Here is a 20082-nt window from a genome sequence, read left to right as displayed (position 1 = left end):
CATGCGCATCATCGACGCCGACGGCCACGTCGCCGAGAACGCCACGCTTGGTGTCGAGGCGATGAAGCGCTGGCCGCAGCATGTCATCCCGAGCACCGACGGCCGACCCCGGTTCATGATCGAGGGACGCCGTTACCCGGAAGACAGCGGGCCGGGCGCCGGCGTGCCGCCCGAACATGGTCTGAGTCCGGCGGCCAGACAGAACTGCTCGTCCGCAGAAGGCGTTCTGACCGACGCCGATCGCGACCACATCGACACCATGGTGCTGTATCCGAGCTTGGGGCTGTGCGTGCCAACGCTCGAGGATCCCGAATTCGCCGCGGGGTTCGCCCGGCTCTACAACGAATGGGTCGCCGACTACTGCGCGCCGACGGGTGGGCGACTGCGCGGCGTTGCGGTGACACCGATCGAACACGGGCAGATCGCGATCGACATCATGCGTGAGGCGAAGGAGCTGGGACTGGCCGCCACCCTGGTGCCGCCGGCGCTGAAAACCCGCAACCTGGACCATCCCGACCTCGACCCGTTCTACGCTGCGGCGGCCGACCTGGAGATGCCGTTGGGCATTCACGGGGTGCCGGGCTTTCATCTGCCGAAGATCGGGGTCGACCGGTTCACCAACTACATCCAGGTGCACTGCATCAGCTTTCCGTTCGATCAGATGACGGCGATGACCGCAATGGTCTCCGGGGGCGTCTTCGACCGGCATCCGACGCTGCGGGTGGCGTTTCTGGAGGCCGGCGTGGGCTGGGTGCCGTTCTTCATCGACCGGCTGCACGAGCATTACGAGAAACGCGGCGATTGGATCGAGGGCGGCTGGCAACGCGATCCGCAGGAATACCTACAGGCCGGCAACATCTGGGTGACCTGCGAGCCGGAGGAACCGATCCTGCCGGGCGTCATCGATGTGCTCGGCGCAGACTTCATCATGTTCGCCAGCGACTACCCGCATTGGGACGGCGACTGGCCGCAGAGCACCGCGCACCTGCGGGTCCGTCCCGACATCAGCGACGAGGCGCGGTCCAAGATCGCCGGGTTGAACGCCCAGCGCTTCTACGGGTTCAATTGACGCGTGGCGACCCGCTGCGCCCGGCTACGCCGCGCTTGCGATCGCCACAACTAGCGCGCCTGCCAGTTCGGCGGTCGCTTCTCAGCAAAGGCCCGTGGGCCTTCTTTGGCGTCTTCGGTCTCGAAAATCCGGTTGCTGTGCCGGGTTTCGTTGTCGTAGGCGGCTTCGAGGTCTAGCGCCAGTCCCTCGACGGCCGACTGCTTGGTAGCTGCCACGGCGAGCGGGGCGTTGGCGGCGATACGCCGCGCGTAGTCGTAGGCCGTGGCCATCAACTGGTCGGGGGAGACGATCTTGTTGATCAGGCCCATGGCCAGAGCGCGCTCGGCGTCGACCATGTCGGCGGTCAGCAGCAACTCCATCGCGTGCGCGTACGGGACTTGGCGGGGCAGCCGCACCGTGGTGCCGCCGCCGGCAAACAGACCGCGCTTGGGTTCCATCACCGCGAATCGCGCGTCGGGGACGGCGACGCGAATGTCGGTGTTGGTCAACATCTCGAATCCACCGGCGACGCACGTACCGTTGACGGCGGCGACGATCGGTTTGTGCACTGGAAACCGATGCAAGACAGCATGAATCCCGTGAACTTTGTCCCAGCCGTCGGGCCGCGGCAGCTCACCGGTCAGCTCCGGGATGAACGTTTTGAGGTCGGCTCCGGTGCAAAAGTCGCGACCGACACCCGTGACGACGGCAACCCAGGCGTCGGGATCGTCGCGGAACGTGGCCCAGGCCTGAGCGAGGTCACGGAAGTGAGCCATGTCCAGCGAGTTACGCGTCTCGGGACGATTGATCGTGATCGTGGCGATGTGTGCGTCGTGCACGTAGTCGATGCTCACCGCGCGAGTGTAGGACCTGCGACCGGGTAACCCAGCCGGCCTATTGTCATCTGCCGGCTTCCAGATACTCTTTTCCGTGCACTTGAACGGACGGGCACCGAGCAGAATTGAGAGGTCATGGGCGAATTCGATCCCAACGAAGGCGAAGCGCAGGTCATTGTCACTCTTGCCGACGCGGCAATGCACATGTACCGGGCTGCCATTGACTCCTTGCCATTTCCCGAGGACAAGAAGTTTCAGAAGCGCGCTGAGGTAGTGCTTTCCGGTCTGCGCAAGCTACGCGCGGGCTTGGCGGAGGCAGCAACGAAGAGCCGGTCCACACCCACGGTTATCGCCGCACTGACTGACGTGCGGCGCCGCTACGACGACCTGATGGAACGCGCCGCCTCGGCCCCCGGCTCGACCCTGGGCCAGCAGCTCTATACCGCGCGTATCCGGGCCAAGCTGTCGGCTGAGGAAGCGGCCAGGGGTGTCGGACTTCGGCCCGAATTGCCGGACGAGCTCGAAGCCGGCGCCACGCCCTCGGAAGAAGAAGTGGTGAAGGTCCATCAGCTGATCGCTGCGCTTCGCGAGGTGAACGGTGACGGCGACTACCAGCCGTCGTCGCAGGCCAACGTCAACGGCTGGGACGAGGCGATGGCTCTCAACGGTGCCGGGCAGGAGGCTGACGTCGAGACGCACTAGTGCGTCAGCGGATCGGCAGGCCCGTCAACGCCCTGCCGATGACAAGCCGCTGGATTTCGCTGGTGCCCTCGAAGATGGTGAAAATCTTGGCATCTCGATGCATCCGCTCGACCGGGTATTCGCGGGTGTAGCCGTTGCCGCCAAGAATCTGGATGGCTTCGTCGGTGACATAGACCGCGGTCTCGCTCGCGAACAGCTTGGCCATGGAGCCCTCAGCTGAACTGAACGGCTTGTTGTTGCGCTGCATCCAGCCGGCCCGCCACACCAACATGCGCGACGCGTCGATGCGACTCTTCATGTCGGCCAGCTTGAATGCGATGGCCTGAAATTCGGCGATCTTCTTGCCGAATTGCTCGCGCTGGCAAGCGTATTGCAGTGCGTACTCGTAGGCGGCGCGTGCGATCCCCAGCGCCATCGCACCGACGACGGGACGGGTGCGTTCGAACGTCATCATCGCCGCCTGGCTTGCGGTGCGCTGGCCGGACCGGATTTTGGCAAGGCGCTGCTCGAAACGCTCTCGGCCACCCAGTATCAGCTCGCCCGGGATGCGGACGTCGTCGAGCACCACCTCGGCGGTGTGCGATGCCCGAATGCCGTGCTTTTTGAACTTCTGTCCCTGCGACAACCCCGGGGTTCCGGGCGGCACGATGAACGACGCCTGTCCCCGGGTGCCCAGCTCCGGATCGACCGAGGCCACCACCACGTGCACGTTGGCGATACCGCCGTTGGTGGCCCAGGTCTTGGTGCCGTTGAGCACCCACTCATCGGCGGCTTCGTCGTAGACCGCCCGGGTGCGTACCGCGCCCACATCCGATCCCGCGCCGGGTTCAGAGGAACAGAACGCGGCCAGCTTCGGCTCGTCGGGGGTGCCGAACATCTGCGGCAGCCACTCGCCGAGCTGCTCGGGGGTACCGTTTGCGGCCAGGGCGGCGGCCGCGAGCCCGGTCGCCAGCACCGACAGCGCTATGCCGGCATCGCCCCAGAACATCTCCTCGAACACGACCAACATGCCCAAGCCGCTGGCTTCCGCGGCCATCTGGACAAACAGGTCGGGCGTGTAGAGGCCGACCTTCGCGGCTTCCTGGATGATCGGCCACGGTGTTTCTTCCCGCTCATCCCATTCGGCCGCGGCCGGCCGGATGACATCTTCGGCGAACTCGTGGACCCAGTCTCGAACGTGCACAACCTCTTCGGGCACTTCCATCGAGAACGTCGCGTCCATCAGCACTCCTATCAACTGCTGCGGCGCGATGCGCGCCGCGGTGCATACAGTAAACGTTTGTACACTGAAGTTACAAACGGGGAGTGCGCTGACCGGTCGCGCCGATATGCGCGGCCACCTCGGCCGCGATCGCCAGCGTGGTGTCATCTTGGCCGGCCGAATAGCGGTCGGCGACAGCGTCGTACACCGCGCCCGCGATCGACCCGTGATCGGCTGCCAGCTCGACCAACTGCACCGGCCAACCGTTCTGCTCGAGCGCCGAGGCGAACTCGCGGCTCCACGCCACCGGAACGGCGTCGTCAGAAACGCCGTGCAGCAGGGTGAACGGCGACCGGTTCGCTTCCCGGGACAGCCCGATCGCCGGCGGTTTCCCGGTGATCGGATCAGGCGCCCGGAACGCACCGGCCAGGCAAACGGTGTGGGCGAAACCGACGCCGTAGCGGCTCGCCTGCACCGTCAGCCCAGCGGCGGCCGCGCCGCCCAACGACCAGCCGACAAGCACGATCTGGTCGGGATCTTCGGTGTGCCGGCGGGCGAAGTCCACCGACCGCAGCAACTCGGCGCGACCACCGTCGTCGGCGTGGGAATCCCAGTCGGGCGCCAGTACGGCCATCCCGTAACCGGCGATCAGCTCGCCGAGCGGACGGACGGCGGCGCGGGCGTTGCTCTGCTGTCCGTGCCACAACAGCACGGTTTGAGCGCCGCGATCACCGAAGACATCGACCAAGCGGCCGGGCGCGTACTCGACGGTTTCCATGCCGCCAGTCTGCCCGCCGCGAGGCCGTCGCTAACGGCCGTGCGGGTTGAGCAGAGCGTTCAGGATGTCGAGCTGTGTTTTGGCTTCGGCCGGCGGTCTGCCCGGGTCGGGAGTGGCCGAATCGGTTTTCTGCCACGGCTGGCAGCCGTCTGTCTTGAATGCCTTGTCGGTCGGCTCGATCTGCACGACCTGCGGCTTCTTGGTCATCGCGTTGTCGATGATCGGATTGTCGTCGCCACCGCCGATGCGTTTCCAATAGCACGCGCCGGTGCCGGCCGGACCCGCCGAGCTGTATACACCCGGCACGATGTCGGTGCCCACCACGAAATTGCCGTCGTGATCTATCACCGTCTTGGGCTGGGCCGCCGGCGTCGGCGGCGGTCCGGGCGGCGGACCCGGCGGCGCCGGGGGATCGGCGCTGGCAGCTGCCAGATTCCAGCCCGCGAGAAGCGTCGCAAGCGTCGCGGCGGCAAGCGGTAATCGCTTCGACATCACGATGAGCAAGCATACCGGGGCGACCGCCGCGGTACGCGGTCCCTGACCAGGCGCTACGCCGTCTTGGTCAGCAGTGGCATCAGGAGCCGACGGCGCGCCGTGATCGCGTCGGCAAAGTCGTGCAGCGCTTCACGCACCGAGCCGGCGATCGAGAACAGATCTTCGTCGTCGGTCGTCTGCAGGACCCGACTGACTGCCGGGCTGGCCACCAACGTCCACTCCACGCCCGCGGCGCGGCAACCCTCATCGATGCGGTGCAGGAAACTCACGCCCGCCGGGGTGAAGCCGTCCACCGCGCTCAAATTCAGAACGATCGGCTGGTCGGGCAAAACAAAGTGGCTGCTGTATTCGCTGACCCGATCGACGTTTACGGCGTCGATGGCACCGCTGACCGTCACCACAATCGCCAAGTGGCGGCACTGGGCCCGAACCTGGGCGCCACCGCAGTCGAACACCGGGCTGCCGTAACGCGGCCTGAAGTACGAGACTGCCGTGTCAGTCGATTCGGTCATCGACGCCTCAATTCTCGATCACGTTGCTGAAACACACGGGCCAGGTTCAACCTTTGCCTGTTCGAGACGCTAATTGGTTACTCTAAGGTCACAGGGTGCAAGGTTTGTGACTTTGCTAAGAAACGCTTTTCAAGCGGTCCCGGCCGGCGACACCAGCTGCCGTACCCCGTTGCGGAAACAGCATTGCGACCATCGCACTGATACCCTCCGAACGCTGCCGTTTATCGGTCGCCAACCCGTCACGTTCCGGAAAGAGTGTTGTGCGCAGCGGAGACATCAAGGCCCTTACCGGTCTTCGCATCATCGCCGCGGTGTGGGTGGTGCTATTTCACTTCCGGCCGTTGTTGCGGGACGCCGCACCCGGCTTCAGCGACGCACTCGCACCGGTACTGAATTGCGGCGCACAGGGCGTCGACCTGTTTTTCATCCTCAGCGGCTTCGTGTTGACCTGGAATTACCTCAACCGGATGGGGTGGTCGTGGTCCACTCGGGCCACCTTGCATTTTCTGTGGTTGCGGCTGGCGCGAGTGTGGCCCGTCTACTTGGTGACGTTGCATCTGGCCGCGGCCTGGGTGATTTTTACCCTGCACGTCGGCCATGTGCCGTCCAAGGAGGTAAGTCAGCTCACCGCGGTCAGCTATGTGCGCCAAGTCCTGTTGGTGCAGTTGTGGTTTCAGCCGTATTTCGACGGGTCGAGCTGGGACGGACCGGCCTGGTCGATCAGCGCCGAATGGCTGGCCTACCTGTTGTTCGGCGGGCTGGTGCTGGTGATCTTCCGAATGGCGCACGCGACAAGAGCGCGCAGCCTGGTCTGGCTTGCCTTCGGGGCGTCACTGCCGCCAGTGATGCTGTTGTTGACGAGCGGACAGTTCTACACACCGTGGAGCTGGCTGCCACGCATCGTCATGCAGTTCATTGCCGGGGCATTGGTCGCTGCGGCGGTCATGAGGTTGCGCCTGACCGATCGCGCACGCCTCGCCGCCGGCTTTGTGTCACTGCTGCTGCTGGTGGCAATCGTCGGCTTGGTGTACCTGCTCGATGCGCATCCGGTTCCGGGTGTCATTGACAGCGCCGGGTTGGTCGACGTCCTGTTTGTGCCGCTGGTGATGACGCTGGCCATGGGCACCGGCAGCCTGCCCTGGTTCTTGTCGATCCGCCCGATGGTGTTCGGTGGGCAGATCTCGTTCTGCCTGTACATGGTCCACGAGCTGGTGCACACCGCCTGGTTGTGGGCTGCCGAGCAGTTCGAGCTCACCCTGCAGGGCGCTGGCGGCAAGTTGGCTGTCGCCGGTTTGCTCGCGGGGGCCACAATTTTCGCGATCCTGCTGTTCCACATCGTCGAAGAGCCCGCACGGCGCTGGATGCGGAGAATGGTCGACGTAGGAGCCACCGAGTCGCGGGTCGACCTGGGCGCTGAGCCGGTCAAGGCCAGGCTGCAGCCCATCGACGGCGCCTTGGAGCAGCGCAAAGCGTCGATTTCGGTGCGTGCGGGCTAGTTGCGGGCTAGTGATGTGTCGTAGGGCAGGTAGGGGAGGTAGCAGTGAGCCGCCTGGCGGCGTTGGTCGTCTCCACAGCCATCTCAGTGGGCTGTGTGTTCAGCGTTCTCGCGGAAAACCGCTCGTCCGCGCTGCCATATCGGGTCATCAGCCGGGGCTCCCCGATCAATCACATCGCGGTGATCGGTGACTCGTACACCACCGGTACCGATGAGGGCGGCCTGGGGTCGAAGGCCTGGACGGCTCGCGCGTGGCTGTCCCTTGCGCGCCAGGGGGTGCAGGTAGCACCCGACGTGGCGTCGGAGGGCAGGGCCGGATACGCGGTGCCCGGTGACCACAACAGCATGTTCGTTGATCTGACCGCCCGGGCGGTCCACCCCAACGATGCGTTGGTGATGTTCTTCGGCTCGCGCAACGACCAAGGCGTCGACCCCGGGTTTTTGACCGAAAAGGCCCATGAAGCCTTTCATTTGGCGCACCGAGGCGCGCCCGCGGCGCGATTGCTGGTGATCGGCCCGCCGTGGCCGACCGCTCTGCCACCACCGGCCATACTGCAAGTTCGCGACATCATCGCCGACCAGGCCCGTGAGGCCGGCGCGACATTCGTCGACCCCATCGCCGAGGGATGGTTTGTCGGCCGGCCCGACTTGATCGGCGCCGACGGTATCCACCCCACCGACGAGGGGCACGCCTACATGGCGGACAAGATCGCACCGTTGATCCGCGGGCAGTTGGGCCACCCCGCCTGAGGACCGAAGGCACGCGATAGCTCCTACCCCAAGACGGTGTGCGTTTTGCTCATGCGCAACAGGGGTATGGGCTAGAAGATGAGAGCGAGGGTCTGATGAAAACGCAACCGAGGATTGCGGTCGCGCTGTTCGGCGGTGCAGCCGCGCTTTCGCTGATAGTCGGCTGCGGGGGCGGCGAAAAAGGCGAATCGACAACCACGACGACAACCACGACGACAACCACGACCACGACAACGCCGGCGACTGAGAGCCCGGCACCTGAGCCGGCTCCCGGCGGTCCCACCGGTGGCGGCGGACCCGGCGGCGGGGGCGGCGGTGTCCCGGGCGGCCCGACCGGAGGCGGCGGACCCGGCGGCGGCTGGGGCAGCATCCCCGGTGGCCCGACCGGTGGCGGCGGACCCGGCGGCGGCAGCGGCAGCATCCCGGGCGGCCCGACCGGAGGCGGCGGACCCGGCGGCGGCTGGGGCAGCATCCCCGGTGGCCCGTCGGGCGGCGGCGGACCCGGCGGCGGCGGTGGCTGCATCCCGGGTGTGGGGTGCGGCGGCTGGCCGTGATCGAGCCCGTCATCCAATAACTAGTCCGGGGGTGGTGCGCGGGTCTAAGGTTCGGCCATGGCCAAGCTCAGATTCGGGTATTTCATCGCACCGTTCCACCGCGCCGGCACCAACCCAACGTTGGCGTTGCAGCGCGACCTGGAATTCGTCGAACATATCGACGCGCTGGGGTTCGACGAAGTCTGGATCGGCGAGCACCACTCCGCGGGCAGCGAAATCATCAGTTCCCCTGAGATTTTCATCGCTGCTGCGGCCCAACGGGCCAAGCGGATCCGGCTTGGCACGGGTGTCATCTCGCTCGCCTACCACAACCCGCTGTGGGTGGCCGACCGGCTGTTGCTGCTAGACCACCTCACGCATGGCCGGGTGATCGGGGGAGTCGGACCCGGCTCGCTGCCCACCGACTCGGCGATGATCGGGCTCAACCCGACCGACACCCGCGAGCTTCTCGAAACCAACCTCGACATCGTGGTGCGCCTGCTCGCCGGCGAGACGGTGACCGCGAAAACAGCCACCCACGAATTGTGCGATGCCCGGCTGCAACTCGCCCCGTACTCGGAGAACGGAATTCCACTGGCCGTCGCCGCCGTCGCTTCGCCGACGGGTGCGCGGCTGGCCGGTAAGCACGGTATCGGCCTGCTTTCGATCGGCGCAACGCTGACCATCGAAGGCTTCGACGCGTTGTCCTACCACTGGGGCATCGTCGAAGAACGCGCCGCGGCGTTCGGTACGCAGGTCGACCGCAGCAACTGGAGCCTGGTGGGGCCGTTCCACATCGCCGAAACCGACGAACAAGCCCGTGCCGACGTCAAATTCGGCATCGAGCCGTGGTTCCGCTACTTCCAGAAAGTGGCGGCGTTCCCGCAGATGACCATGGCGGGCGACCGGCTCGACGAGATGATCGACATCATCAACGACAACGGCGCCGGCGTGATCGGCACCCCGGAGCGGGCCCGCGAGCAGGTGCAGCGGTTATGGGATCAGTCCGGCGGGTTCGGCTGCATGCTGCAGATGGCCCACGAGTGGGCGAATCCGGCGGCAACCAAGCGCTCCGCCGAATTGTTCGCCGCCGAGGTGATGCCGCACTTCCAGGGTCAGGCACAGCCGACTCTGGATGCCGCCGCGCGGGCCAGCCAGGTGCGAGACGACCTCGCGCAGACCCAGCTTCAGGCCATCGACCACATGACCAAGAAATACCAGGGCGAAGTCAGCTCGTCCTAGCCCTCCTTGCGGATCAGACGCCACAGCGCCTCATGGTCGGGAGCCAGCAGCTCCTCGATGCGGGCATGGTTCACCTCGGCCACGATGATCTCGCCGACCTCTTGGTGAACATCGCTGAAGATCCCGTGCGACTTCATCTTTTCGGTCTGATACAGGTTGTCCTCGGTGGGGGTGACGTAGTGCACCCAGTCCGCCTTGAACCGGGTCACCAGCCACAGGTGGATCAACGTCATCAGACGCTTCTGGCGCAGCTTCTCTTCGAAGGTGTTCTGGTCGCGCACGGTCAGAATGTTGACCTCACGCCGGTCTTGGAATTGACCGAAGATGACGTTGGCCAGCTTCTCCTCGGCGTCGCTTCCTTCCCGGAAGATGACCAGCTCGAGCAGCTCGGAGCCGGCGCGCTGCGGCCGTAGCTGCACGCGGAGCTTCTCGCCGAGCTGGTAGTGCTCGCTCCACATCGCCAGCCATTCCTCCAGCAGCTTCTTCGGCACCTCGGTCTGCACGAGATGCTGGTGCTGAGTGGAGCCCTTGCCCATCGCCTTGGTGGTCGCCGTTCGCCCGGACGAGGCCAGCAGTGCGGCGTCGCTGCGCGGGCCACCGACCAAGGTTTGCGGCGTGCGGTAGGGCGATTCGATCAAGCGCAGCTGACGCTGCAGGCGGGCCAGCGCCAGCATGCCGTCCTGCCGCAGGGAGGCGGCGAACTCTTCGGCGGCGAGGCCGTCGATCTGGTGACCGCCGTAGGTGATGAAGTTGAAGACGAAGCCCATCTTGCCGAGTTCCTCGGGGAAGGCCCGCATCTCCTCATCGGTCATGCCGGTGGTGTCCCAGTTGAACGACGGGGACAGGTTGTAGGCCAACATCTTGTCGGGATACTCGGCGTGAATCGCCTCGGCGAATTGACGCGCATCGGCGAGATCGGCGGTCTTGGTCTCCATCCAGAGCAGGTCGGCAAATGGTGCCGCCGCAAGCGATTTGGCGATCGCATACGGGATACCGCCACGGACCTGGTAATAGCCTTCGGGTGTCTTCGCCAGCTCGCAGTCCCATCGCGCGTCGGCGCCCAGCTCCCTGGCCTTTTGCCGCGCGGTGTACAGCGACGCGGTCGCGGCGAACTCGCGCCACTCCTGGGAACTCATGTCGCGAGATTCGTCCTCGCTCTCCGCGAATTCGAGTACCTCGGCCACGGCCTCGCCGTATGTCATCAATCCGGCGTCGTCCTCCCAGATGTCGACGAAGCGCGCCTCGACCTTGTCGTAAAGCGCATCGAGCGACGGCGCAGAGCCGTTCTGCCAGGATGCGGCGGCCTCGGCGATCAGATCTGCAATGCCTCGCCGTTCCAGCCAAGCGTCGGCGGCGGCGTACTCGCCCTCGGGAAGCGCGTAGAGCAGGTGTCCATTGAGCTCCTTGACGCCGAGCTCGTAGAAGCGCCGCATCATCGCCAAGAAGCACGCCTTGTAGGAGGGAATCTTCACGTTGGTGGCGCCCAGCAGGAACGGCTGGTCGCGCTCGTCGGCGCGGCTGTCAATAAGGTTGCCGGCCTCGGCGTCAGTGCGCGCGACGATGATGCCGGGCACTCCCATCACATCGAGCTGGAAGCGCGCGGTGTTGAGGCGCTTGATCTGTTCGTCGGAGGGCACCAGGACCTTGCCGCCCTGGTGGCCACACTTCTTGGTGCCAGGACGCTGGTCTTCGATGTGGTAGCCCGGCACACCGGCCTCGACGAAACGGCGGATCAGATTGCGCACGTGCGGGTCGCCGCCGTGGCCGGTGTCGGCGTCGGCGATGATGAACGGCCGGAAGTCGACGGCCGGGGTGGCCGCGCGCTCGGCTTCGGTCATGCGCTGACGCAGATAGAACTGGTTGCGGTCGGCGGTCAGCAAAGCGCGAACCAGCCCGGTGGCCTCCTCGGGAACCTGACTCAGCGGGTAACTGGCCAGGTCGGGGCCTGGGTCCTCGGTGGTGGAACCCTTGGCGGAGGTGGCCCAACCGCCCAGATAGATCCCCTCGATGCCCATCCGCTTCATGGTGACGGCCTGGCCCGGCGAGTACGGCCCGAAGGTGGTGATGCACTTGCGCTCGGCGAACAGCTCGCGTAGGCGCTGGTAAAACGCGGTGGCCGCCTCCCGGGCCACCGTGTAGTCGGTCGAGATCGTGCCGCGCTGTTCTACAACCTGGGCAGCCGTGTAGAGGCGAGTGATCCCGTCGAAACGCGGGCTGTCGAAGTAGCGCTGTGTGGCAGCGACATCGTCCTCGAACGGCGTGCGGGTATCGGTATCCGCTTCGATGGTGGTAGCCATGGCTTTACGCTCCTGTCCAGCGTGATTCCCCCGACGGTGAAAGTCTATCCCCGCGGGAATTTGCTGGGATATTGATAGCCTTTGCGCCGCCGCGCCAACCGTCGATTTCGGTACGTTCGCATCGTGCCCGATCTCATGAACCGCCAGATAGTGCTTCGTCGTCGCCCAACCGAGCTGCTTCGGCCCGGCGACACCGAGCTCGTCACCTCGGCGGCGCCCGAACCCGCCGATGGCGAGGCGCTGGTCCGCAACACCTACGTGGGGATCGACGCCGCCGTGCGCACCTGGCTCAACGATCAGCCCGGCTACTTGCCGCCGGTGCAGTTGGGTGAGGTCATCCGGGCGGCCGGCATCGGCGAGGTGGTGGCCACGCGCTGCGACGCGTACTCCGTGGGCGACGTGGTAACGACGCTGTCGGGGTTCCAGGAGTACGTGATCGTTCGCGACGACGTGTTCACCACCCCGGTCCGCGAGCAGGCAGTGGATCAGTTGGCCGTGATGTCGGTGTACGGCCCGACGGGGGCCACCGCCTACTTCGGGATGACCACCATCGGCAAGCCCCAACCGGGGGAGACGGTGGTGGTCTCTGCCGCCGCGGGTGCCACCGGGTCGGTCGCCGGACAGATCGCCAAGATCGCGGGTGCGCGCGTAGTGGGCATCGCCGGCGGGCCGGAGAAGTGCCGGGTTGTGGTCGAGGACTTCGGATTCGATGCGTGCATCGACTACAAGAGCGACGACGTGCCCGCCGCGCTCAAGGCGCACTGTCCCCGAGGAGTCGACGTGTACTTCGACAATGTCGGCGGCCCGATCCTGGACGCAGTGCTGGGGCGCCTGGCGCCCAAAGCACGCGTCGTCCTGTGCGGTGTCATCTCCAGCTATCTGACCGGCGAGCACCCCGGGCCGGCGAATTACGTCAACCTGCTGGCCAAAACGGCGCTGATGCAGGGGTTCAACTCGCTCGACATGTGGGGCCAGTTCGACGAAGCGTTCGCGGACCTTCGCCGATGGGCCGACGAGGGACGGCTGGTGCACCGGCAGACCGTGTACGAAGGCATCGAGTCCTGCGTCGACGCGCTCAACGGGCTGTTCACCGGGACCAACATCGGCAAGATGCTGGTCAAGGTCAGTGAGCCCAGCGGGTCAGCCGTCTAGTTCGCCGAAGACGCCGCGCTCGATTTGTCGTTGAATTGCGGCCGGTAGCACGATCAGACCTTCGAGTTCCTTGCGGGCCAGGTCATAAGCGCGTTGACGCTCTTGTTGCGTCGCACCGGAATCCGATGCGACCCGCAAGAGACTTTGCGCACGCGTCATCCGCTGCCGCTCGTTTTCGGAGAAGTCGGTGCGCCGTCTTCGGATGGCCTCCGCTTCGGCGGCGTCGAAGGCGGCGACGTACTCCTGGACGGCGGCGAAATATTCGTTTGCGGCTTCTCGGTCGTCGAGAAGATCTTCGGCTTTGGCCGGCCGCAGGAAGTCGGCTTTCAACTTGGCCTTGTGGAAGCGCATCGTGAGCGGGTCGCGCATGTCGGTCATCAGCGGAAAGTCCAGGAGCTTGGCGGCGTCGAGTTCGTACTCCACCCAGCGCGCGTCCGTTCGGCTGTGCTCGTTGATGACGCGTTTGATCGACGCCCATTGGGTCGCGCTCGTGCCCCGACTGCGTTCAGCGGGCTCGGTGGGCGGCTCAGGCTGCTGCCGCTGATTGGCGGAAAACGCTTTGACCGCAGCGATAATCACCGTCGCCAGCGGCACGATGACGATGAGGAGCTCCGCCAGCCGGAACAGCAAGCCCATCGGTCAAAGCCACACGTAAAGCCGAGGATTGGCGGGACCGCTGTCTGTTACCTCACGCGCGAAGGAAACGGGCGTTTCGCATTCGGCCAGCTTGACGTTGATCGCCGCTGGGTCGGCATTCACGGCAGCGATGGTCCCGATGACATACCGGCGCTCGTCGGCCCACCTGATCGTGGCGCGATAGCCCAGATGCTCCGCGGAGAGGTCCTCGGGCGCGACCAAAGTAGGCTGCCCGGACGGCGGCGAGCCGCCCCTGAGCTGCTCATGCGGTGGCGCCTGCTCGGAAGCCTCGGACCATGCGCGGTCGTCTCCGAAGTACTCGACGTCGTCGCTGCTGCGTTCTATGCGGTTCAGCGCGGACTTGGTTTTCTCCGGAACGTCGGCATCGTCGACCCAGAGTCGCCACCCCTTCGGCGGCGGGGGCCACGACGGGTCCGGCGTCCAGCCGGGTGGCGGGCTCCACCCGTCGGGCGGCTTGGGCCAGTTCGGAGGGGGGTTGTAGCGCATCGACAGTCACCGCCCTGTTGTGGGTGTTGGGTCTAACCCACGATATCTGCGCTCGGACTCGCCCGGCCGGTCGCGCGGGTGCGCCATACACTGAGCCATCGTGGCCATCCTGCTTGGGTTCGCACCGTGGATCGTGTATTGGGTGCTCGTCGGCAATGTCCCCTTCGCCGCGTCCGCACTGGTCACGCTGGCAGTCGCTGTGGTGGCCGTGGTGATCGCGCGCGTTACCGCGGCGTCGGGACGCACACTCGAAATCGGCGCTGTCGGAACATTCCTGGTGCTTGCGCTTTTGAGTTTGACCGCGAACGAGTCGTTCCTGCAGCGCTGGACGCTGCCGTTGAGCTACGCCGGGCTCGTCGTCGTCGCCCTGACCGGGATGCTGACCGGCAAGCCGTTTGTGCACCAGCTCATTGATCGGCCTGCCAACGCCGCCGAAAGCGAGGCCGTCGCCCGGATGGTGATGGTGCTGACCTGGAGTTGGCTCGCGGCGTTCGCCGGCATGACGGTGTCGTCGGCAATCCCGCCGATGCTTCGTCGCGACGCCAGCCTCTTCGACACGATGGGCCCGCTGTCGTTCCTTTGCTACTGGATCGTGCCGGTCACGCTGTTCGTGCTGGCAGCGCTGGTGTCGAGGACCCTGTCGGTCCGGATGGCCGAGGCGGTCGCCAACGTCGCCCACAAAACCACGTTCGTCGCCTACAACGAGGCCACCATCGACGAGTTGTATTACCTGGCTAGTGAGCATGCCAAGCGCGAAGCCGGGCCGGGAAGGGACGTCTACGACGTCAAGGTCGGGGCCGCGGGGACTCCGCTGGTCGGAGACGACTCTCGCCAGTCCTGGCCCGCGACGTACCGGGTCCGCGAGCGGCGAAGCTAGGGTGTGCGGTCAAACATGTTGGGAAAAACGCAGAACCAGTTACAGTGATGGCCTATGACGACCCCCTCCAACCTTTGGGACGGCCGGAGGGGGAAGCACCCGCAACGCGGTAACGGGTCAGCTCGGCGGCTCAGCCGCAGACGTGCACGGCGGATAAGTCGGCGCTTCGCCGACGTCGGCGTCGGAATCGCGCCAGCACGTCTTCGGGAAATCTCAGCGGGCGCGCCCTTCGCATCGGACGAGTTCATTGATGTCAATTTCGCACTCGCCGCGACCGAGATAAAGCGCCAGCAGCGCCGCACGAAGCTGAAACACACCAAACGCCGTGCCATCCGGTGCCTGATAGTGGCGGGTCTGATCCTCGCCGCATTGAACCTCCTGTTATGCATGGCGTTCGTATTCGTCAGTCTCGCTCTCCACGAATCCCCGTTTTAAGAACGCATGGATTGCCGCTCGCGACAAGAACCGTGCGATGGCCTGCTGCAGATCGAAGATTGCCTGGATGCGCAGGGTGAAGTCGTGGTGCCCGCAGGCGCCACGCTGGTATCTCTTATCGAGCGCAATGCCGCCAACATCGGTGACCTGGTGGCGTATCGCTACCTTGACTACAACCGCTCATCCGACGGCGAGGTCGTCGCGTTGACTTGGCGCCAGTTCGCCAGCCGCGTGCAAGCCGTCGCTGCCGCCGTGCAACATGTAGCGGCTCGCGGTGATCGAGTGGCAATCCTCGCGCCCCAGGGCCTCGACTATGTCGCCGGCATGTATGCGGCGGTCAAGGCCGGAACGATCGCGGTGCCATTGTTCGCCCCGGAGCTACCCGGTCACGCCGAGCGCCTCGATACGGCCCTTCGCGATGCGACGCCCACGACGATTCTGACGACGACGCCGGCGACCGACGCCGTTCAGGCGTTCCTACACAAAATTCCAGACGCGCAGCGACCGCATGTCATCGCCATCGATCAGATACCGGACACGGCCGCCGACGATTTCAGCGGTGTCGATTTGGACCTCGACGACGTCTCACATCTGCAGTACACCTCTGGCTCGACGCGACCCCCGGTCGGAGTGGAGATCACCCATCGGGCGGTGGGTACCAACCTGATTCAGATGATCTTGTCGATCGACCTCTTGGACCGGAACACCCACGGCGTCAGTTGGTTACCGCTGTACCACGACATGGGTCTGTCGATGATCGGCTTTCCGATGGTCTACGGCGGACACTGCACCCTGATGTCACCGACGGCGTTCATCCGCAGACCGCAGCGATGGATCCGGGCACTGGCCGCCGAGTCGAAAACCGGCCGTGTGGTAACCGCCGCCCCGAACTTCGCCTACGAGTGGACCGCCCAGCGTGGCCGGCTCTCGCCGGACGAGGATGCCGACCTGAGCAATGTCGTGATGATCATCGGTTCGGAACCGGTGAGCATCGACGCCATCGAAACTTTCAACGAGGCGTTCGCACGCCACGGTCTACCGCGTACGGCATTCAAACCTTCCTACGGCATGGCAGAGGCGACGTTGTTCGTTTCGACCATCGAGCCCGATGCGCAGCCCACCGTTGCGCACCTCGACCGAGAGCAGCTGGGCGCCGGTCGCGCGGTCCGCGTGGCGGCTGATGCCCCTAACGCCGTAACACATGTGTCGTGCGGCCGGCCGGCCCGCAGTCAGTGGGGCGTGATCGTGGGTCCCGATACCCGAGAAGAACTTCCCGACGGCGAAGTCGGCGAAATCTGGTTGCACGGCAACAACATTGGCCGCGGCTATTGGGGACGTCCCGAGGAAACGCGGCTGGCATTCGGTGCCAGACTGGAATCGCGTCTGCGGGTGGGAAGCCACGCGAACGGCTTGCCCCTCGACGCCGAATGGCTGCGGACGGGGGATTTGGGCACGTATCTCGACGGGGAGCTCTACGTATTTGGCCGAATCGTCGACCTGGTGACCATCGATGGGCGCAATCACTACCCGCAAGACATCGAGGCCAGCACTGCGGACGCCTCACCGGTCGTGCGACGCGGATATGTCGCGGCCTTCTCTGTGCCCGCGAACCGGCTGGTGATCATCGCCGAGCGCGCGGCGGGTACCGCACGGACGGATCCGAGCGCGGCCATCGAGTCGATCAAAGCGACGATCGAGCATCGACACGGTCTTGCGGTGGCCGACGTGCGGTTGCTGCCTGCCGGCGCCATCCCACGCACCACCAGCGGCAAGCTGGCACGACGGGCGTGTCGCCGGGCCTATCTGACCGGCGCACTGGGCGGGTGACAGCCCAGAGCGCGCTAGCGTGGTCGACGAGATGGAACGCAGCTGGGAGTTCGTGACGGCGCCGCCGCGCAGCGCACCTGGAGTGGTGTCGATGGTGGGCTACCGTGCGCTGGACATTCCTGAAACGGTGCACCGCGGCATGCCGTCGTCGATGTTGACCTTCATCGTCAGCCTCGATGACGGGGTGGAGGCCGCAGAAAGCGCGGATGCCCTCCCAGCTGCCCGGCCCAATCCGCTGGTGCTCGGCGGTTTGCAGGTCCAGGTCAGCCATGTTCGGCAGCGTCGCGGTCAGGCCGGTGTGCAGTTGGCGGTGCACCCATTGGCATCGCGCGCCTTGTTCGGGGTGCCGAGCGCCGAGCTGCCCGTCACCGGCTTCGACGGAGTTGACGTGCTCGGTCGGCGGGCGGCCAGCCTCCCCGAGCGCGCGGCAGCTGCCCGTGATTGGTCCGAGGTGTTCGCCACCGTCGCCGACTACCTCGTGCAAGCCCGGCAGCGACGAGACGGCGCCACGGTGCGACCCGAGGTCGCCCATGCCTGGTACCTGCTAGAGCGCACTATGGGCCGAATGCCGGTGGGGGAGTTGGCCAATCGAGTTGGAGTGAGCACACGGCATCTGTCCACGCTTTTCCAGCAGGAGGTCGGCAGATCGCCCAAGACGGTGTCGAGGCTGATGCGATTCCGGCATGCGTCGACGCGGATCGCGGAGTCGGCACGCAAGTACGGTCGGGGCGACCTGGCCACGGTCGCCGTCGACACCGGCTACTGCGACCAGGCACACCTGACTCGAGAGTTCAGCCAGTTCGCCGGTGTGCCACCGCGCTCATGGCTGGCCGAAGAGTTCCGAAATATCCAAGACGGCGGGCACTCGTTCGGCATTAACGCAGGTCAAGACGAGTATTGACGGGCGTCGCTGGAGTTCACCCCGGCGTTACCCCGGCGAGCGCGCGGGCTACCCCGCCGTATCGGCCCGCCGCAGTGGCACAACGTTGCCGTTGACCGGGGCGGCTGGTGCAACAGGCTCAGGCAGCGGGTTCTCAACCTCTACGTCAGGTATGTAGTCGGCGTACGTCGTCAGTGTCAGGACGTAGCTGCTGTGCCCTAACCACTTCGACACCTGGAGGAAGTGGACGCCGTTGGTCAGCCACAACACGGCCGCAGTGTGCCGAAGGTCGTGCAGGCGAACACCATTCGTCGCCGGTAGCACCGTACCGTCGTCGGCTGCGCGTGCTGGCCGACTCGCCGGTAGGCCGATTGCTTCTAACGCGGGGCGGATGATCTTGCTCTGCAGGCCGTTGAGGTCTAGCGGGCCGCTCCACTCCAATGGCGGCTTGACGACGTGGTTACCTCGCCCTCTCCGTGGCCACAACGGCGCGGTCGGGTTGCTGGCGTCGGCGTGCGTATCCGCCAGGTACGCAGCCATTCTCGTGGCTAGCCAGGGCGGCAACGGTACGGCGCGCTTACTCGTCTTCGACTTCGGGGTGCCCGTAACCCACTGCGCTTTGCGGCGGGTCTTCGTGCGCTGCACGCGAACTGACCCGCGCGTGTTCCCGTCTGGGCCGGTGGTCAACATGAGGTCGCGGACCTCTAGCCCTTGCACTTCCGCCGCGCGTAACCCGGTGTACGCCATGAACAGCACTAGTAGCTCGTAGACCGGGTACCGCTCGCCCACCTTCGCGGCCAACGCGGCGACCTGTGGCGCGGTCAGGGGCTTGTGTTCGAAAGCGGCCTTATCGCCAACCGCGTGCTTTGCGGTCGTGCGGTCGATTGCGTCGGTTGGGACAGCGATAATCGCGTTGTGCTGGTATGCGTAACGCAGCACATGCCGCAGCACCTGCCAGACATTGCGAACACTGCGCGGGCAATGTGTCGTAACGAGGTCCGCCCGAAACTGCTCGCAGTCCATGACCGTGATCGCGCCGATTGCCTTGCCGCCGAACCGGGGTAACACCTGCGCGCGCAGTATCTTCTGATAAAGGTCATATGTGCTCTGCTTCATGTCGCCGTCCGAGACCTTGGCGTGTTGCCGCGCTAACCAGCCGTCCGCGAACTCGGCGAAGGGGCGTGCCGCTGCCTTCTTCGCGTCGGCTAGGGCGGCTGTCCCGCCTATATTGTGCTTAGCGTGGTTCAACTCGTCGCGGCGCGCCTCCGCTGCCTCCCGCGTCGGGTAGCTCTCCTGACGGGCGCGGGTCTTGCCCGGTATCGGCAGACCGTTGGCGTCCGTGGCGGTTTCGCGCCAGCAGACCTCGTACCGCTTAACGGTTTTGCCTTTGCGCTTGGTGGTCGTGTCGTGTGCCCGTATGTATGCCACGTTGCTAATCTCCTTGCGGTTGTTGTGGTTTGGGTAAGCCGCGTGTGTACTTGAATACGGTCGCCTGGCCGACGCCGTGTATGTAGGCGACGTCCGCCTGGGACCACCGGCCCTCCGCGTAGGTGGCCTGTAACCGGGCAATCTCGTCGGCGCTTAGCTTCGCAGTGCGCCCGCGCTTGTGCGGGTTGGCGGGTGTAGCGGGTTTAGGCTTTGCGGCCTGCGGCTGCTCGTCGTGCTGCCTTCGCTGTTGCGGCGGTGGGGGGTCTGTCTCTTTTTAACACCTGAGGCGGCCGGGGATAGTGGGGGGGTGGATTTCGTGGGTGGCGGCGTGATCAAAAAAAAAAAAAAAAAATGATCACATGCGGGCGTATCTGAATTAGTAAAAGTAAGTATCACTGCGAGAAATCTTCATGCAAGATCACTATAGTGATGACGTATCGCGGTGTGCTTA

19 protein-coding genes are annotated in these 20082 nt (G+C 65.4%); 10 read left to right on the top strand and 9 right to left on the bottom strand.

The genetic code is table 11. The annotated features are described in order from the left end of the window. Nucleotide 1 precedes the first annotated feature (1 nt). Entirely contained in the window at nucleotides 2-1069 is a 1068-nt protein-coding gene (locus tag MSP7336_RS16880; protein ID WP_069396369.1) for an amidohydrolase family protein, read from the top strand. Between the two features lie 50 nt (nucleotides 1070-1119). Here MSP7336_RS16880 and MSP7336_RS16875 read toward each other — a convergent pair whose 3' ends face one another. Next, nucleotides 1120-1902 (bottom strand): enoyl-CoA hydratase/isomerase family protein, encoded by a 783-nt coding sequence (locus tag MSP7336_RS16875; RefSeq protein ID WP_069396368.1) that lies wholly within the window; start codon nucleotides 1900-1902, stop codon nucleotides 1120-1122. A gap of 117 nt (nucleotides 1903-2019) precedes the next feature. Between MSP7336_RS16875 and MSP7336_RS16870 the strand changes: the two genes are divergently transcribed. After that, entirely contained in the window at nucleotides 2020-2586 is a 567-nt protein-coding gene (locus tag MSP7336_RS16870) for a forkhead-associated protein (RefSeq protein WP_069396367.1), read from the top strand. A gap of 4 nt (nucleotides 2587-2590) precedes the next feature. On the opposite strand, the gene MSP7336_RS16865 is transcribed toward MSP7336_RS16870, so the two are convergent. The 4 genes from MSP7336_RS16865 to MSP7336_RS16850 all read right to left on the bottom strand — a co-directional run bounded on the left by MSP7336_RS16865 (nucleotide 2591) and on the right by MSP7336_RS16850 (nucleotide 5572). Further along, the gene (locus MSP7336_RS16865) at nucleotides 2591-3808 is read right to left on the bottom strand and encodes an acyl-CoA dehydrogenase family protein (protein ID WP_069396414.1); all 1218 of its coding nucleotides are present in this window, start codon (nucleotides 3806-3808) and stop codon (nucleotides 2591-2593) included. 70 nt (nucleotides 3809-3878) lie between these two features. Next, nucleotides 3879-4565 (bottom strand): alpha/beta hydrolase family protein, encoded by a 687-nt coding sequence (locus MSP7336_RS16860; protein WP_069396366.1) that lies wholly within the window; start codon nucleotides 4563-4565, stop codon nucleotides 3879-3881. A 30-nt stretch (nucleotides 4566-4595) separates the two neighbouring features. Then, the gene (locus MSP7336_RS16855) at nucleotides 4596-5057 is read right to left on the bottom strand and encodes an Rv1352/Rv1906c domain-containing protein (protein ID WP_069396365.1); all 462 of its coding nucleotides are present in this window, start codon (nucleotides 5055-5057) and stop codon (nucleotides 4596-4598) included. Between the two features lie 56 nt (nucleotides 5058-5113). Next, nucleotides 5114-5572, bottom strand: coding sequence for an STAS domain-containing protein (locus MSP7336_RS16850; RefSeq protein ID WP_069396364.1), 459 nt, complete (start codon nucleotides 5570-5572; stop codon nucleotides 5114-5116). A 260-nt stretch (nucleotides 5573-5832) separates the two neighbouring features. On the opposite strand from MSP7336_RS16850, the gene MSP7336_RS16845 reads away from it, so the two are divergent. The 4 genes from MSP7336_RS16845 (at nucleotide 5833) to MSP7336_RS16830 (ending at nucleotide 9592) form a co-directional block, all read left to right on the top strand. Beyond that, the gene (locus MSP7336_RS16845; RefSeq protein ID WP_181786820.1) at nucleotides 5833-7068 is read left to right on the top strand and encodes an acyltransferase family protein; all 1236 of its coding nucleotides are present in this window, start codon (nucleotides 5833-5835) and stop codon (nucleotides 7066-7068) included. 44 nt (nucleotides 7069-7112) lie between these two features. Further along, nucleotides 7113-7817: an Rv0518 family GDSL lipase gene (locus tag MSP7336_RS16840; protein WP_069396362.1), complete on the top strand. Its 705-nt coding sequence runs from the start codon at nucleotides 7113-7115 to the stop codon at nucleotides 7815-7817. Between the two features lie 95 nt (nucleotides 7818-7912). Then, nucleotides 7913-8371: a hypothetical protein gene (locus MSP7336_RS23870; RefSeq protein WP_181786818.1), complete on the top strand. Its 459-nt coding sequence runs from the start codon at nucleotides 7913-7915 to the stop codon at nucleotides 8369-8371. Between the two features lie 57 nt (nucleotides 8372-8428). Further along, nucleotides 8429-9592 carry an LLM class flavin-dependent oxidoreductase gene (locus MSP7336_RS16830; RefSeq protein ID WP_113964166.1) on the top strand — a complete coding sequence of 388 codons (1164 nt, stop codon included), beginning with the start codon at nucleotides 8429-8431 and terminating at the stop codon, nucleotides 9590-9592. On the opposite strand, the gene aceA is transcribed toward MSP7336_RS16830, so the two are convergent. Next, nucleotides 9589-11889 (bottom strand): isocitrate lyase ICL2, encoded by a 2301-nt coding sequence (gene aceA, locus MSP7336_RS16825; RefSeq protein ID WP_113964165.1) that lies wholly within the window; start codon nucleotides 11887-11889, stop codon nucleotides 9589-9591. The genes MSP7336_RS16830 and aceA overlap by 4 nt on opposite strands. A gap of 123 nt (nucleotides 11890-12012) precedes the next feature. Between aceA and MSP7336_RS16820 the strand changes: the two genes are divergently transcribed. Continuing rightward, nucleotides 12013-13041, top strand: a complete 1029-nt coding sequence (locus MSP7336_RS16820; protein WP_113964164.1) for an NADP-dependent oxidoreductase — start codon at nucleotides 12013-12015, stop codon at nucleotides 13039-13041. On the opposite strand, the gene MSP7336_RS16815 is transcribed toward MSP7336_RS16820, so the two are convergent. Next, the gene (locus MSP7336_RS16815; protein ID WP_113964163.1) at nucleotides 13030-13677 is read right to left on the bottom strand and encodes a hypothetical protein; all 648 of its coding nucleotides are present in this window, start codon (nucleotides 13675-13677) and stop codon (nucleotides 13030-13032) included. The two genes, MSP7336_RS16820 and MSP7336_RS16815, sit on opposite strands and share 12 nt — an antisense overlap. A gap of 3 nt (nucleotides 13678-13680) precedes the next feature. Then, nucleotides 13681-14184, bottom strand: a complete 504-nt coding sequence (locus MSP7336_RS24325) for a hypothetical protein (RefSeq protein ID WP_244917483.1) — start codon at nucleotides 14182-14184, stop codon at nucleotides 13681-13683. A 100-nt stretch (nucleotides 14185-14284) separates the two neighbouring features. Here MSP7336_RS24325 and MSP7336_RS16805 point away from each other — a divergent pair, with 100 nt between their 5' ends. The 3 genes from MSP7336_RS16805 (at nucleotide 14285) to MSP7336_RS16790 (ending at nucleotide 18224) form a co-directional block, all read left to right on the top strand. Beyond that, nucleotides 14285-15061: a hypothetical protein gene (locus tag MSP7336_RS16805; RefSeq protein WP_069396355.1), complete on the top strand. Its 777-nt coding sequence runs from the start codon at nucleotides 14285-14287 to the stop codon at nucleotides 15059-15061. A gap of 441 nt (nucleotides 15062-15502) precedes the next feature. Further along, on the top strand, nucleotides 15503-17323 hold the full coding sequence (locus MSP7336_RS16795) for a fatty acyl-AMP ligase (protein ID WP_113964162.1): 1821 nt from the start codon (nucleotides 15503-15505) through the stop codon (nucleotides 17321-17323). A 91-nt stretch (nucleotides 17324-17414) separates the two neighbouring features. Further along, nucleotides 17415-18224, top strand: a complete 810-nt coding sequence (locus MSP7336_RS16790) for a helix-turn-helix domain-containing protein (RefSeq protein ID WP_181786998.1) — start codon at nucleotides 17415-17417, stop codon at nucleotides 18222-18224. 48 nt (nucleotides 18225-18272) lie between these two features. Here MSP7336_RS16790 and MSP7336_RS16785 read toward each other — a convergent pair whose 3' ends face one another. Next, nucleotides 18273-19631, bottom strand: a complete 1359-nt coding sequence (locus MSP7336_RS16785) for a tyrosine-type recombinase/integrase (protein ID WP_113964161.1) — start codon at nucleotides 19629-19631, stop codon at nucleotides 18273-18275. Nucleotides 19632-20082 lie beyond the last annotated feature (451 nt).

Source organism: Mycobacterium shimoidei, assembly GCF_900417275.1.
Taxonomy (GTDB): domain Bacteria; phylum Actinomycetota; class Actinomycetes; order Mycobacteriales; family Mycobacteriaceae; genus Mycobacterium; species Mycobacterium shimoidei.
This window is presented reverse-complemented; position numbering and strand designations above follow the sequence as displayed.